Origin of the sequence: Pseudoalteromonas sp. SG43-5, assembly GCF_014164345.1 — a bacterium.
Lineage (GTDB): Bacteria > Pseudomonadota > Gammaproteobacteria > Enterobacterales > Alteromonadaceae > Pseudoalteromonas > Pseudoalteromonas distincta.
Window position 1 is genome coordinate 43,855 of the sequence record NZ_JACJFA010000010.1, and the last position, 14,475, is coordinate 58,329.

General features: G+C 41.0%; 14 protein-coding genes. 7 read left to right on the plus strand and 7 right to left on the minus strand.

All coding sequences use genetic code 11. The features are described from left to right. Nucleotides 1-12: 12 nt before the first annotated feature. From H5161_RS11950 to glpD, 4 genes are all read left to right on the plus strand, one after another. A complete protein-coding gene (locus tag H5161_RS11950; protein ID WP_182749050.1) occupies nucleotides 13-1,017 on the plus strand; it encodes a Gfo/Idh/MocA family protein in 1,005 nt (334 codons plus the stop codon). 29 nt (nucleotides 1,018-1,046) lie between these two features. Continuing rightward, the gene (locus H5161_RS11955) at nucleotides 1,047-2,369 is read left to right on the plus strand and encodes a dienelactone hydrolase family protein (protein ID WP_182749049.1); all 1,323 of its coding nucleotides are present in this window, start codon (nucleotides 1,047-1,049) and stop codon (nucleotides 2,367-2,369) included. Nucleotides 2,370-2,576: 207 nt separating this feature from the next. Next, a complete protein-coding gene (gene glpK / locus H5161_RS11960) occupies nucleotides 2,577-4,076 on the plus strand; it encodes a glycerol kinase GlpK (protein WP_033013631.1) in 1,500 nt (499 codons plus the stop codon). A 211-nt stretch (nucleotides 4,077-4,287) separates the two neighbouring features. After that, on the plus strand, nucleotides 4,288-5,793 hold the full coding sequence (gene glpD, locus H5161_RS11965; protein ID WP_182769396.1) for a glycerol-3-phosphate dehydrogenase: 1,506 nt from the start codon (nucleotides 4,288-4,290) through the stop codon (nucleotides 5,791-5,793). A 59-nt stretch (nucleotides 5,794-5,852) separates the two neighbouring features. Here glpD and H5161_RS11970 read toward each other — a convergent pair whose 3' ends face one another. Both H5161_RS11970 and H5161_RS11975 read right to left on the minus strand, forming a co-directional pair. Continuing rightward, the gene (locus tag H5161_RS11970) at nucleotides 5,853-6,803 is read right to left on the minus strand and encodes a 2-dehydro-3-deoxygalactonokinase (protein WP_182692713.1); all 951 of its coding nucleotides are present in this window, start codon (nucleotides 6,801-6,803) and stop codon (nucleotides 5,853-5,855) included. Nucleotides 6,804-6,806: 3 nt separating this feature from the next. After that, nucleotides 6,807-7,565 (minus strand): SDR family NAD(P)-dependent oxidoreductase, encoded by a 759-nt coding sequence (locus H5161_RS11975; RefSeq protein ID WP_002958845.1) that lies wholly within the window; start codon nucleotides 7,563-7,565, stop codon nucleotides 6,807-6,809. A gap of 199 nt (nucleotides 7,566-7,764) precedes the next feature. Between H5161_RS11975 and H5161_RS11980 the strand changes: the two genes are divergently transcribed. After that, the gene (locus H5161_RS11980) at nucleotides 7,765-8,466 is read left to right on the plus strand and encodes a FadR/GntR family transcriptional regulator (RefSeq protein WP_024596672.1); all 702 of its coding nucleotides are present in this window, start codon (nucleotides 7,765-7,767) and stop codon (nucleotides 8,464-8,466) included. Nucleotides 8,467-8,673: 207 nt separating this feature from the next. Here H5161_RS11980 and accC read toward each other — a convergent pair whose 3' ends face one another. The 5 genes from accC to cutA form a co-directional block, all read right to left on the minus strand. Continuing rightward, nucleotides 8,674-10,014 carry an acetyl-CoA carboxylase biotin carboxylase subunit gene (gene accC / locus H5161_RS11985; protein ID WP_002958843.1) on the minus strand — a complete coding sequence of 447 codons (1,341 nt, stop codon included), beginning with the start codon at nucleotides 10,012-10,014 and terminating at the stop codon, nucleotides 8,674-8,676. 26 nt (nucleotides 10,015-10,040) lie between these two features. After that, nucleotides 10,041-10,505, minus strand: a complete 465-nt coding sequence (accB, locus tag H5161_RS11990; RefSeq protein ID WP_002958842.1) for an acetyl-CoA carboxylase biotin carboxyl carrier protein — start codon at nucleotides 10,503-10,505, stop codon at nucleotides 10,041-10,043. Nucleotides 10,506-10,543: 38 nt separating this feature from the next. Then, on the minus strand, nucleotides 10,544-10,996 hold the full coding sequence (gene aroQ, locus H5161_RS11995; protein ID WP_002958841.1) for a type II 3-dehydroquinate dehydratase: 453 nt from the start codon (nucleotides 10,994-10,996) through the stop codon (nucleotides 10,544-10,546). 228 nt (nucleotides 10,997-11,224) lie between these two features. Then, a complete protein-coding gene (locus H5161_RS12000) occupies nucleotides 11,225-13,054 on the minus strand; it encodes a protein-disulfide reductase DsbD (protein ID WP_182769397.1) in 1,830 nt (609 codons plus the stop codon). Further along, nucleotides 13,054-13,374: a divalent-cation tolerance protein CutA gene (cutA, locus tag H5161_RS12005; RefSeq protein WP_002958839.1), complete on the minus strand. Its 321-nt coding sequence runs from the start codon at nucleotides 13,372-13,374 to the stop codon at nucleotides 13,054-13,056. Before cutA ends, H5161_RS12000 begins: the two co-directional genes overlap by 1 nt. Nucleotides 13,375-13,552: 178 nt before the next feature. Here cutA and H5161_RS12010 point away from each other — a divergent pair, with 178 nt between their 5' ends. Together H5161_RS12010 and H5161_RS12015 are read left to right on the plus strand one after the other, a co-directional pair. Then, on the plus strand, nucleotides 13,553-14,029 hold the full coding sequence (locus H5161_RS12010) for an FxsA family protein (RefSeq protein ID WP_002958838.1): 477 nt from the start codon (nucleotides 13,553-13,555) through the stop codon (nucleotides 14,027-14,029). Between the two features lie 110 nt (nucleotides 14,030-14,139). Continuing rightward, nucleotides 14,140-14,427: a co-chaperone GroES gene (locus H5161_RS12015; RefSeq protein ID WP_002958836.1), complete on the plus strand. Its 288-nt coding sequence runs from the start codon at nucleotides 14,140-14,142 to the stop codon at nucleotides 14,425-14,427. The last annotated feature ends 48 nt before the right edge of the window (nucleotides 14,428-14,475 follow it).

A 14,475-nucleotide genomic window follows, 5' to 3' on the forward strand; every position in this document is an offset into this window, starting at 1 on the left:
TAAGGAATAAGCATGGCAAAGGTTAATTGGGGAATTATTGGGTGTGGCAATATAGCTCACACCTTTGCTACAAGCATTGCGCATTGCAGTGACGCACAGCTTATTGGCGCGGCATCAACGAGTATACAGCGCGCTAAAGAATTTGCCACACCGTACAATATTCAAGGCTATGAAAGCTATCAAGCTCTTGTGCAATGCCCAAATATAGATGCTATTTATATTGCCAATACCCACGATCAACACTTTAAAACGATAGCCCAATGCTTAAAACACAATAAGCACGTGCTAAGCGAAAAACCAATCACCGTTAATGCTAAGCAGTTGCAAAGTCTCACTGAGCTTGCCAAGCAACAAAACTGCTTTTTAATGGAAGGCGTTTGGATGCGGTTTTTACCAGCCATAGTAAAATTACAACAGCTCCTAAGTGAAGGTGTTATTGGTAATGTGCACAGTGTTAATGCCAACTTTAGTTTACCTGGCAGCTTTGCCGACACTCACCGATTAATGAACCCTGTAACAGCGGGTGGCGCCCTGCTCGATTTAGGTATTTATCCTATTTCGATTGCTGATGTGGTATTTAATAAAGCCCCTGAACACATCAACTCCTTTGTACATAAAAGCACAACCGGCGTTGATGAGCGAAGCACTGCTATAGTTGATTACGGTAACGGGCAATTTGCATCTCTTGCCAGCGCATTACAACAAAGTGGCCCCACAGAAGCATGTATTAATGGTGAGCTTGGCTATATTCGAATACCTCAGTTTGTAGGTGCACAAACGCTAGAGCTACACATAAAAGACCAAGACCCTCAGTACCTTGAATACGACTTTAGCGACGATGAAAACTTTAAGTTTGAAATTGCACATGTCACGCAGTGTATATTACAAAAACAAACTCAAAGCAGCGTGTTGCCCCTCAGTACTAGCTTACGAGTTATGAACATAATGGATACCTTGCGAGCACAGTGGCAGTTGCAATATAGCAATGTCGTCGAGTCGGCTGAACTGACTAATTAAAAAATAAAAATACACAACAAGGACACACAATGACACACACACTCAAGGCGCTTTCAAAAGCCATATTACTTGCAACGTGCAGTTTATCTGCCAGTGTAGCTGTTGCTGAATCTAATAAACCAGAGCAGCTATACCCGCCACTCACTAGCGAAGTACTGCCAGAGCTTGCAGCTAAAGGTAGCTACAATATAGGTGTGCAAACACTTGATTTAGTTAACCCTGCGCAATTTGACCCCGCTACACAAGGTCAAAAAGATCGTCCTTTAAAAGTAGAGGTGTGGTATCCGGCTGCAAATACAGCAAAAGCGCCACTTAGCAGCTACACAGATGAAACTCGCTCAGGTAAAGAGTTTACTTTGCAAGCCGATGCAATGCGTGATGTCGCCATTAATAATAAAGAGCACTACCCTGTGATAGTGCTTTCGCACGGTTATACCGGTTACCGTACAATTATGTACTACCTTGGCGAGCATTTAGCGTCGCACGGTTACATTGTGGTAGCTATTGACCATACTGACTCAACCAATGCCGATGTTGATTTTGAAAACGCACCGTTTTCTGGCTTTTTTAGCACGCTTATAAATCGCTCACGCGATCAGCAGTTTGTAATTAATTACTTTAATGAGCAAAACAACTTTGCCAGCAAGCAGATAGATAACAAAAGCGCAGGTGTAATTGGTTACTCAATGGGTGGCTATGGCGCGGTAAATACGATAGGTGGTTGTTACGCTTTTAATGAGCAAACTACGGCTATGTTTACGGGTATGAAAGACCCAGCTCAAATTAAAAAAGTACAGCAATTACTAAACAGCTGCGCTGGTGGACAATACCAAAACCCAAAAATAGACCCTCGTATAAAAGCGATGGTGGCCTTTGCACCGTGGGGCGGACAGCACGCTATATTTGATGCCAAAGCAATGGAAAATATTAAAGTACCTTCGCTTTATGTAGCTGGTGACTTAGATGACATTTCAGGCTATGAAGGCATTAAAAGTCTTTATGAACAAACAGGCAGCAAATATAAGTACATGCTTACTTACAAAAATGCACGCCATAATATTGCACCACACCCAGCCCCTGCTATTGCACAAAGCAGCAGTGAGCTAGATATAGGCCATTACTACGAGCCTTCGTGGTCTATGCGCACACTAAACGAGACCAACAAACACTTTGTACTTGCCATGATGGATTGCCACGTAAAAGGCATAGCCAGCGAGTGTAAATACTTAGATTTACCACAAAACGGCGACCAAGCTGTTGTTGATGGTAAGCCGCTGCCACAGTGGCGCGGGTTTGATAATCGCTTTTCTACCGGTATGGATTGGCAACAAGCTAAACCTCACACCAAGTAATAATAAGCTTTAAGCGGTTATTTTAATCAATAGCCGCATACGCCCTTAAAATAATGCAAAAATAAAACGCCTTTTATATAAAAGAGTTACCAGCAAATATCAGCGTGTTTATTTTTTAATCTGCTATTTTAAGAAAAAACCATTGCCATTAACTTCGGTTAAAGGCAATCTAGTCATATATAAGATAAGATAAATAACACAAATATCATGTCCAAATACATACTCTCAATTGATCAAGGAACCACAAGCTCTCGGGCCATCTTGTTTACAAAAGATGCAGACGTTTTTGGTACAGCACAACAAGAATTTTCGCAGCATTTTCCACAAAATGGTTGGGTAGAACACGACCCTAACGATATTTGGCAAACAGTGCTTAGCACTAGTCGCGAAGTGTTAACTAAAAACGATGTAAAGCCTGAAGAAATTATTGCCATTGGTATCACCAATCAGCGCGAAACCACTTTGGTATGGAACAAAAAAACAGGCAAAACAATTTATAACGCTATTGTATGGCAAGACCGTCGCACCAGTGACTATTGCGAAAGCCTAACAACTGATGAGCTTTGCCAAACAATAAGCGATAAAACAGGCTTATTACTCGACCCTTATTTTTCGGCCACTAAAGTTCGTTGGATTTTAGATAACGTTGAAGGCGCACGCGAACAAGCCCTTGCAGGCGAACTCGCCTTCGGTACGGTTGACACTTACCTACTTTGGCAGCTAACTGGCGGTAAAGAGCACCGAACCGATGCAACCAATGCATCGCGCACCATGTTATTTAATATTCATACCCAGCAGTGGGATCAAGAGCTTTTAGAGTTATTCGATATTCCAGAATCTATGCTGCCAGAAGTAATGGATTCAGCTGACGAGTTTGGTTCAACCAGCGCTGACATTTTTGGCGCGCCAATTCGTGTTTGTGGTATTGCAGGCGATCAACAAGCTGCGCTTGTAGGACACGCATGTTTTGAACAAGGCATGGCTAAAAGTACTTACGGTACTGGCTGTTTTTTAATGCTTAACACTGGCGAAAAAGCACTGACCTCAGAAAACCGCTTACTGACCACTGTTGCTTATAGATTAAACGGCAAGCCAACTTACGCCATTGAAGGCAGTATATTTATGGCTGGCGCAACTATGCAGTGGATTGTTGAAGGCTTAAAACTACTTAGCCATGCTGGCGAAAGTGAGTCGATGGTTAAAGATGTACCGCTCGATCATGGTGTATTTTTAGTGCCTTCGTTTACTGGTTTAGGCGCTCCTTATTGGGACCCTAATGCACGTGGCGCTATTTTAGGGCTAACACGCGACTCTGGTATTAGCACTATTGTTGCTGCAGCGCTGCAATCAGTTGGCTACCAGACCAAAGATTTACAAAAAGCGATGGAGCGTGATGGCCTTCGCCCAAGTGTGCTTCGTGTAGATGGCGGTATGGTAAAAAATAATTGGGTTATGACCTTTTTATCAAATATTTTAGGTGCAACAGTTGAGCGACCAACAGTGACCGAAACCACCTCTTTAGGGGTCGCTTATTTAGCAGGCTTGCAAGCAGGTGTGTACGAGTCAACTGAACAGTTATCTAAAATGTGGACATGCGACCGTCGCTTTGAGCCCACCATGAGTGCCGACGAGCGTAACGATCTATACGCAAAATGGCAGCACTGCGTAGCTCAAGTCTGCTTAACGAATAAAAACTGCCCGCAGTAAATACTAAGTGGTTAAGGCCAGTACTTTAGCCACTTTGCTTTTTTAACTTAGCTAAATGCTAGATTTAAAAGGCATGTTTTACTGCTTTAAATTGAAAATGAATTGGCGTCAAAATTAACGAATAAAAAACTGGGTTTTCTATTGTCAAATGAAAACAGCAGCTTTATGATGTTTATGTCTTATTTATATTACAAATAAAAAGGTTAGCTCGGTGGAATTAGCAGATAACGAATATGACTTACTAGTCATCGGTGGCGGTGTAAACGGCACTGGAATAGCAGCTGATGCAGCTGGCAGAGGGTTAAAAGTTCTATTGTGCGAACAATCAGACCTTGCCTGTGCAACATCTTCAAACAGTTCTAAGCTGATCCACGGCGGTCTGCGCTACCTTGAGCATTACGAATTTAGATTAGTAAAAGAAGCGCTAGCAGAGCGTGAAGTGCTACTTAAAAACGCACCTCATATTATGTGGCCGCTAACCTTTAGATTGCCGCATCAAAAACACCTCCGCCCTGCGTGGATGATTCGTATTGGCTTGTTTATGTATGACAACCTAGCAAAACGCGAAACACTAGCGGGTTCTCGAAGCATTAAATTTGGTGAAAATAGCGTTTTAGAACCCTCTATTACTAAAGGTTTTGAATACTCAGATGGCTGGGTTGATGACTCTCGCCTAGTCGTTTTAAACGCCCTAGCAGCGCAGCAAAAAGGTGCTGTTATTACTACGCAAACTAAGTGTGTACATGCTAAACGTGAGCAAGGTAAATGGCAGGTAACGCTTGAGCAGCAAAAGAGTAAAGCTAAATACACCATTTCTGCCAAAGGGATTGTTAATGCTGCGGGTCCTTGGGTTGCTAAATTATTTGACGAAGCACTAACAGAAAAATCACCACAAAATATTCGCCTTGTAAAAGGTAGCCACATTGTAGTGCCTCGTATTCACGATGAAAAACAAGCTTATATTTTACAAAATAAAGATCAGCGTATTGTGTTTGTTATTCCGTTTGAAGATGATTACTCACTTATTGGCACGACTGATGTTGAGCACAAAGGTGAAGCACAAGACGTTAAAATTAGTGATGAAGAAATTGATTACTTAATTGATATTACTAATACCTACTTTAAACAACCGATTAAACGCGAAGACATAGTACATACCTTTTCTGGTGTACGCCCATTACTTGATGACGAATCAGTTAATGCACAAGCCGTTACTCGCGATTATAAATTAGAGCTTTCGAGTGATGCTAAGCAAACACCTCTACTGAGTGTGTTTGGCGGAAAAATTACAACTTATCGCAAACTTGCCGAAGCTGCGGTTAATAAGCTTGAAGATTTTTATCCGCAAATGAGCAATGCGTGGACCAAACATAGTCCGCTCCCTGGTGGTGATTTTAGCTCTGTAGAAGCACTTAAATCAGAGCTAAAAGCAAAATACGAATGGCTACCTGAAATAACACTTAAACGCTTTGTACGCACTTATGGTACTCGTGCTAAACATATTTTAGGTAGTGCAACTGGGCTGAGTGATTTAGGCCAGGATTTTGGCCATGGTTTATTTGCAGCAGAAGTAGATTACTTGCTAAATGAAGAGTGGGCAGAAAACGCATACAATATTTTATGGCGCCGCAGTAAATTAGGACTACGTTTTAATGAGGCGCAAGTTGCTGCGCTTAATGATTATATTGAGCATAACCAAGCAGCTAAAAGCGCTTAACTATCAAGTTATAATAGCTTCCTGTTAACCCCTTTATAATTTAACCGTTATAAAGGGGTTTATTTTTTTGACTCTAAATTAAATAAATAATTAAAGCCACTAAGCGTCGCTGTTTTAATATCAAACTCAACACACTTCACACCTATTTGGTTAAGCGCCGTAGTAAAACACTTATTCAGCTGCTTTGTGCCAATCACCACAACTTGTGTATCACTTAATAATTGCCATTCACTAGCGTGGCGAGCTGCTCGTACATCGCTGCCAATTAATACACCCGACAAATAGGCTTTAGCTTGTACTGGCGTTAACTCCTTTGAAAGCTGGCGGGTACGCACACTAAAAATACCATGTGCCAAGTTACCGCTATCACTACCTAAAGTTAGCTCACAGCCTTGCTCAAATGCTTTAAAGTCAAACTCACCTTCTGCACAGTCGTTAGGAATTAAAACACTTTGATGACATAACAAATCATATAACTCACCGGTCATGGCTGTTTTAAAGCAAATGATTTCGCCATTGTTTATAAGCACCCATTTGGTATGTGTGCCAGGCAAACAGAGTAATATTTTACCTTGTTGATACTCTGGGTTTTGCTTTAAAAACCCTAAAATTTGCAGCTCTTCACCGCGCATTACATCAAACAAGCCATTTTGCAGCGTACACTTTGTGCCAGGTAACGCTTTAATAATATGTCCATCGCAATCAAAGCTAACAGCAGCATTAAGTAACCCTTCGGGATTAATTGGGCATTCTAAATAAGGTGTTTCGTGCCAGCCGATGCTTGAGGTAATTTGTCCTGCAATATATATAGGTAAGCTTCCATATTCTTGCTTCCACACCTCAATGGTGTCGATTAGGGTTTGCTCAAAATTTTGATTTGCTTTAACAACACCTGGGCCATCACGTTGTGCTAATAATTTAAGTGTTGATTGCGCTCGTACTTCGCACAAATAAGCGCGTAAATGGCTCGTGCCCCAGTCAACAGCAATAAAAAGAGATGAAGTAGCCAAGCTTTAAAGCCTCCCACCGTCAATTTTAATACTTTGCCCGGTGATCATACTGCTTTCATCGGCGGCTAAAAAGAGTGCCAAATTAGCAACATCTTCAGGAGTTACTAATTTTTTAAGCGCCATGGCTTCCATCCACTTAACTTGCTCTTCTTCGGTAAACCAGCTTGCTAGTTGACGGTCGGTAGCCACCCACCCTGGTAAAATAGCGTTAACGCGAATACCAAACTCGCCGTAATCGCGAGCCAGTGCCTTAGTCATACCAATTAGGCCTGCTTTTGCGGTTACATAGCCTGCCATTTGAGGTTGCCCCATAATAGCGTTAATAGAACTAAAGTTAATGATACTGCCCGCTCCATCGCCCTTCATAAAAGACATAGCAACTTGAGAGGCAAAAAATGCAGGGTTTAAGTTTATTTGTAAGCACTGATCCCAGTCTTGCACTGTAACGTCTTCGCTTGCTTGACGGCGATCGTTCGCTACATTATTAACTAGTACATTAATGGCACCAAAAGCGGCGCATGCATCCACAAGTGATTGCTGAAGTGCATGAGAGTCAGTTACATCAACTTGCCTATACCATAGTTTTGCATTGGGTAAATCACGAATAAGCGATTGCGCTGCCTTATCATCAATATCTATAAATGCTACTTTTGCATTTTGGTTTACAAAGGATTTAACCATTGCTCTACCAATGCCTGATGCACCGCCTGTAATAAAAATAACTTTACCAGAAAGACTATGATATTGAGCTAGGGTGTTCAAATTCAACTCTCCATACAGCGCATTTTCAATTTTATTTAAACTCTTTATAAACTTACATTTACAGTATAAAGAGCCAAACTAAGTCGTTATTGCTGTGTTAAAATATTTAGCTAATTAAAAGTTTATATCATATCCTTGAGTACATTAATATGATATATGATATATAATAAAGCAATATATCAACTCGGAATCCTGCGCAATGAAAAGCCAACCCCGTCAAAATTTAACACAACAATTAACCCACGATTTGGGTTTTGCTATTGTGCGTGGTGTTTACCCTGTAAGCGAAGGCCTGCCTTCTGAAGCCGATTTATGTATAAAGTATGATGTAAGTCGCAGCGCTACCCGCGAAGCGGTAAAAATGCTCTCTGCTAAAGGGTTAATTTCATCGCGTCCTAAGCAAGGTATTCGTGTATTACCTGAAAGTAGCTGGAACATGTTTGATACCGACGTACTACGTTGGATTTTAAGCAGTAAGCCATCACTGTCGTTATTAAAAGAGTTTACTCAAGTACGCGTAGCCCTTGAACCACAAGCGGCCGCTCTTGCAGCACTAAATGCAACTGCTGAACAACTCGCTGATATAGATAGCGCCTTAGCCCGTATGGCTGAAGCAGACGAAGGCTTAGACGACCCATTAGAAGCCGACATTGCTTTTCATACCAGCATATTAGTTGCCAGTAACAATCGCTTTTTTGTGCAGTTAACTGAGTTTATTAGTACAGCCCTTAGAGTAAGTATTCGTTATACAAACCACATTAAAGGTGTACCGGGCGCAGACGTTGCTAAGCACGCTGATATTTTAGAGACCATAAAGTCACGCGACCCTGAACGCGCTAAAAAAGCAGTAGAAACAATTTTAGAAGAAGCACTGCAGTTAATTGAATCTAAATTAGTTTAATGTTAGTTCAACATATTGTATAAATATTGAGTCCATCGAATTTACTCTTTGCAGTATATTTTATGGACTTTTTTTTGCCTATAAAACTTAAATTACAGGCATTAAAAAATCCGATATCAGTCTCCTGATATCGGATTTTTAATTATTTAAATCAGCTTAATAACTCGGGTTATTAACTAAGATAAAACGCCTTTTTACAGGCTAGAATTACAATCCTAATTTCTTCTCAAGATAGTGGATGTTAGTACCACCATTTTGGAAGTTTTCATCTGCAAGAATTCTCTTATGCAAAGGAGTATTAGTTTTAATTCCGTCAATTACTAGCTCGTTAAGTGCATTGCGCGCGCGGGCAATAGCTACGTCACGGTTTTCACCGTAAGTGATTAACTTACCAATCATTGAATCGTAATGTGGTGGAACCGTATAGTCAGCGTAAATATGGCTGTCCCAACGAATACCTAAGCCACCAGCAGGATGGAAACGTGTAATTTTACCCGGTGAAGGGATAAACGTTTCAGGGTCTTCAGCATTAATACGACACTCAATAGCATGACCACGAATAACAACGTCGTCTTGCGTGAATGATAATGGTTGACCCGCAGCAATTTTTAACTGCTCTTTGATTAAATCAATACCAGTAACCATTTCAGTTACAGGGTGTTCAACCTGAATACGTGTATTCATTTCGATGAAGTAAAACTCGCCGTTTTCGTATAAAAACTCAAACGTGCCTGCACCGCGGTAACCGATTTCGATACATGCACGTGTACAGCGTTCACCAATAAATTTACGTGTTTCTGCAGTAATACCTGGCGCTGGTGCTTCTTCAACTACTTTTTGGTGACGACGTTGCATAGAACAATCACGTTCACCTAAATGTACTGCATTACCTTGGCCATCTGCTAATACTTGAACTTCGATATGGCGTGGGTTTTCAAGGAATTTCTCCATGTAAACCATGCTATTACCAAAGAACTGCTTAGCTTCTTGCTGTGTTAATGCAATTGAATCAATAAGTTCAGATTCGCTACGAACAACACGCATACCACGACCACCACCGCCACCAGCGGCTTTGATGATTACCGGGTAACCGATTCGTTTAGCGATTTGCATGTTACGTTCTTTATCATCTGATACCGGACCATCAGACCCTGGTACACATGGAACGCCTGCTTTACGCATTGCTGAAATAGCAGAAACTTTATCACCCATAAGGCGAATAGTGTCACCTTTTGGACCAATAAATACAAAACCACTTTGCTCAACTTGGTCGGCAAAATCAGCGTTTTCTGCAAGGAAACCGTAACCTGGATGAATCGCTACAGCGTCAGTTATTTCAGCCGCAGCAATAATGCGCGGGATATCTAAATAACTTTCAGTTGCTGATGGTCTACCAATACAGATGGTTTCATCTGCAAGCAATACATGCTTAAGATCGCGATCCGCCGTTGAATGCACAGCAACCGTTTTGATCCCAAGCTCTTTGCAGGCGCGCAATATACGAAGTGCAATTTCACCTCGGTTTGCAATGACTACTTTATCTAACATTAGAGTTGGCCTTTTAGGTTACGCTATTATTCAATGATGAATAGAGGTTGATCAAATTCTATTGGCTCGCCATTTTCAGCTAAGATAGCTCTTACTGTACCGGCTTTATCTGACTCAATTTGGTTCATCATTTTCATAGCTTCGATAATACAAAGCGTATCGCCAACTTTAACTTGCTGACCAACTTCTACATACGCTGGAGCTTCAGGAGACGCTGCTGCATAGAAAGATCCAACCATTGGTGATTTAACTTGATGGCCAGTAGGTTCTGCTGGAGCTGCTGCTTCAACTGCTACAGGAGCTGCTGCAACTGGAGCTGGGGCTGCTGGCGCCGGTGCATATTGCTGTGGAGCAAATTGCGGGTAACCAGGGCCTGCGCTCATGTTGTTACGGTTAATACGTACTGATTCTTCACCTTCAGTGATTTCTAGCTCAGCAATACCTGATTCTTCTACTAATTCGATAAGCTTCTTTATCTTGCGAATATCCATTACACGACCCGCCTGTTTGTTTGTGTGTTAATTTAAAATTAAATCGAGTTTTTCAACCGGCTCACAGCGGCATTTAATGCTGCGTGGTAACCCATTGCACCTAATCCACATATCACGCCTTGTGCCACATCAGAAAAATACGAATGATGACGAAAGGCTTCACGTGCGTGCACATTACTTAAGTGCACTTCAAAAAACGGAATATCAACACTTAGCAATGCATCACGTAATGCAACGCTTGTATGCGTAAATGCAGCAGGGTTAATTATTATGTAATCAACCGCTTGCCAAGCACTGTGTATTCGCTCAATGAGGGCTTGCTCACTATTACTTTGAAAATGTGCTAACTCAACATCTAGACTATCAGCGGCACTGGTTAGTTCGCTCATAATTTCACTTAGCGTTTGAAAACCGTATTTATCCGGTTCACGTTTGCCAAGCATGTTCAAATTTGGACCATTTATAACTAAAAGGTTAAATTTTGCAGCCATAATACGCGATATATCCTATAAGTAATGAGTTAAGCGGTTGCTAAGTAGTTTTTCGCTTTTAAGTAAGCAGAAAAAAGTAATGTAGCAACAAATTCTCACGTTAACCAACTATTATAGTGATTTCGATGTAAATAGCAGCAAAATACTGGTCCAATCTCTATTTTGGGAACGAATAACTAGGAGGGAGTCGTAAGCCACTTGGTATATCCAAGTGGCTCTATTGCACTATTATTGTGCGCTGGCGCGCACTGTAGCAAGGTGTTTAGCAAAATCTTCTGCGTTTAAAAAGCCGGTTACACGTTGTGTAGTTAGCTCTTTACCTTGGGTGTTAAAAAACAAAATACTAGGTAAACCAAACACGGTGTACTCTTCCATTAACTCAATTGTTTTATTGTCACTGTTAGTTAAATCAACTTGAATTAGCTGATAATGGCTAAATTCACTTTGCACTTTGGCATCTGGAAACGTGTAATGCTCAAACTCTTTACACGCCACACACCAGTCAGCATATAAGTCGACCATAACCATTCGACCTTCATTACTCGCTTGCGCTACGGCCTCTTTTAGCTCAGCTAAATCCGCCACCTTTTTAAACTCATTACTTTGTGTGCTTACTTGCACAGCTTGTACTGGCCAAAAGTAGTTTTTAGTTAACGTAAACCCTGTCATAACTAATAGCGTTGCAGCAAACCATAATGCAGTTTTTAACTTGCTTTGTGTTTGGCTACTTTGCCAGTGATGTAGGTAAAGTGCCGTTGCTAATGCAAGCACACCTGCCATTAATAATATAATGTCGGCGCTGATTAGGCGTTCAAGTAATATAAGCGGCACAACGAGCATCACAAAACCAAACAAGGTTTTAACTTGCTCCATCCAACCACCTGCTTTAGGCAGCAATTTACCGCCAGATGTACCAAGTAATAAAAGTGGTAACCCCATACCTAAACTAAGCACGTATAGTGTTAAACCACCTACTAAGTAATCACCACTTTGCGCAACAAATAAGAGTGCCGCCGACAGTGGCGCTGTAGTACATGGTGATGCAATTAGCCCCGACAGTACGCCCATTAAAAATACGCCAACGTAGTTGCCGCCTTTTTGATTGTTACTTACCTGAGTTAGCTTGCTCATCATACTGCTTGGCAGTTTTATTTCGTACCAACCAAACATCGACATAGCCAATAATACAAATAGTAAACTAAAGCTAACTAATACAAATGGATGCTGTAAATACCCCTGCACTTGCCCACCAAGCGCCGCAACAACTAAACCAAACGCTGCATAGGTAACTGCCATGCCTTGTATATATACAAACGACAACGCAAACGCTTTTTTAGTTGAAAGGTTTTGCTGACCCGCAATTAAGCTCGACAAAATAGGAAACATTGGAAATACGCAAGGCGTAAAAGCAAGGCCTACACCAACAACAAAAAATATAAGTAAATTAGTTATTAAGCCCTGACTTGCTAATTGCTCAGTAAAAGTAAGGTCTTTTTCGGTATCATCCGAATTTGTTGTAGGTTCAGTAGCTGGCTCGTTGAGTGCTGCAAATGTACTTTGCGCAGTTGCTGCTTCATCTGTAGTGTTATTTTGGTCTACATTTTTAACCTGTGCACCACTAATAACACTAAGTGGGATGCTAATTACTTCTGGTGGATAGCAAAGCCCTGCTTTTGCACAGCCTTGGTAACGAACTTTAACCACAGCGCCTTCGGTTACATTACTTAGCTTACTAATAACACTCGCGGAATTAAAAAAAACCTCTGTTTTACCAAAAAATTCATCTTCAATAATTTCGCCACGGCCAGAGTCGCCTACTTGAATGTTTGCACCTTTGGCGATAATTTCTATTTTCTTTTTATATAAATAATAGTCTGGCGCTATATCCCAACCTACAAACAAGGTACTGCCTTGTTGGTCAAAATCAAAAACAAACGCTTGGTCTACAGGTAAAAAAGTCTGTTGAGGAGGCCCAAGTAGATCACCAAGCACATTATTAGTTGCAGCCTTTACGGGTACGGTTAATAATGTAACCAACAATAAAAAGAAAAAACGCATTAATTCAGTACCTCGTCCATCCAATTAAAATACGCCAAATTACCAGTTGAAACTTCTACAACCTGAATCTCCGGCACTTCGTAGCTATGTAGCTCTTTTATTGTTAAAAACACATCGTTCATTTTATCTGCTTTTGTTTTTATAAGTAGCTTGGCTTCAGTTGCTTCTGCTACTTCGCCCTCCCACATATAAATAGAGCCCATGTTAGGTAAAATATTTACACAAGCTGCTAGCTTTTTTTCTACCAACGCCCTTGCTAGGCTGCGTGCTTCTGCTTCGTCTTTGCAGGTCGTAAAAATCATTTTAAAATGCGTAGTCATTATGAACCTATTCTTATTGGACAGTGTCTAGCTTCATAGTATCTGATAGCCGATACAATGTGTAGACGCTTAAATATCAGTAAAATGACTATACCTATGCCCTAACCTTGAAAAGAGACCTAGTCACCCTCATTTATATTTCATCAACTCTTTTGAGTGTCATTATTTAGAGAGCGCTATGTTTAGATTTTTATTTGTGTTGTTTATCATCATCCCTATTATCGAAATCGCTTTGCTGATTCAAGTAAGCGATGTGATTGGCGGATTTGCAACAATTGCACTTGTTGTTATTACCGCGATTTTAGGTGCCAAAATGGTTAAAACACAAGGTATGGGTGCGCTGCAAAACGTACAAGCGCAAATGGCGCAAGGGCAAATGCCAGCCAAAGAACTATTTACCGGAATATGCGTTGTAATTGCAGGGGTATTATTACTTACCCCTGGCATTATGACCGACGTGTTTGGGTTACTATTATTAACGCCTGCAATTCGTAACAAACTGGCCGCAGGCCTTGCTAGCCAAGCAACTGTTAGAATGAGCGCAGGTAGGCAACAAGGGCCATCGCCGTTTGCTGGGCAGCAACATGCTGAACGAGAGCAAGGGCAAATGGAACGACCAACGACTATTGATGGCGAATATGAGCGAAAAGATTAAAAATTTATCATTTTTTCTCTTGGAATTTTACACTCTACCCCCATTAATGAATGCAAATTAGAAAAGCTTTTTTCTGTACTGTTCAGAAACTGTTAGGAGAACTAAAAAACATGAACATTCGTCCTTTACAAGATCGCGTAATCGTTAAACGTCTAGAAGAAGAAACAAAATCTGCTGGCGGTATTGTATTAACTGGCTCTGCAGCTGAAAAATCAACTCGCGGAGAAGTTGTAGCCGTAGGTAATGGTCGCGTTTTAGATAACGGTGACGTGAGAGCGTTAGAAGTTAAAGCCGGTGACACTGTGTTATTTGGCTCATATGTTGAAAAAGTTGAAAAGATCGAAGGTCAAGAGTACCTGATCATGCGTGAAGATAATATTTTAGGCATTGTAGGCTAAACCTACTTTTCGTTTATAAACATTTAAGAATTTAGAGGAATTTAAAAC

Excerpts from the sequence above, each read along its gene's own strand:
- H5161_RS11950 (WP_182749050.1), top strand. The coding sequence starts at position 13 with ATGGCAAAGGTTAATTGGGGAATTATTGGGTGTGGCAATATAGCTCAC.
- H5161_RS11955 (WP_182749049.1), top strand. The coding sequence starts at position 1,047 with ATGACACACACACTCAAGGCGCTTTCAAAAGCCATATTACTTGCAACG.
- glpK (WP_033013631.1), top strand. The coding sequence starts at position 2,577 with ATGTCCAAATACATACTCTCAATTGATCAAGGAACCACAAGCTCTCGG.
- H5161_RS11980 (WP_024596672.1), top strand. The coding sequence starts at position 7,765 with ATGAAAAGCCAACCCCGTCAAAATTTAACACAACAATTAACCCACGAT.
- accC (WP_002958843.1), bottom strand. The coding sequence starts at position 10,014 with ATGTTAGATAAAGTAGTCATTGCAAACCGAGGTGAAATTGCACTTCGT.
- accB (WP_002958842.1), bottom strand. The coding sequence starts at position 10,505 with ATGGATATTCGCAAGATAAAGAAGCTTATCGAATTAGTAGAAGAATCA.
- aroQ (WP_002958841.1), bottom strand. The coding sequence starts at position 10,996 with ATGGCTGCAAAATTTAACCTTTTAGTTATAAATGGTCCAAATTTGAAC.
- H5161_RS12000 (WP_182769397.1), bottom strand. The coding sequence starts at position 13,054 with ATGCGTTTTTTCTTTTTATTGTTGGTTACATTATTAACCGTACCCGTA.
- cutA (WP_002958839.1), bottom strand. The coding sequence starts at position 13,374 with ATGACTACGCATTTTAAAATGATTTTTACGACCTGCAAAGACGAAGCA.
- H5161_RS12010 (WP_002958838.1), top strand. The coding sequence starts at position 13,553 with ATGTTTAGATTTTTATTTGTGTTGTTTATCATCATCCCTATTATCGAA.
- H5161_RS12015 (WP_002958836.1), top strand. The coding sequence starts at position 14,140 with ATGAACATTCGTCCTTTACAAGATCGCGTAATCGTTAAACGTCTAGAA.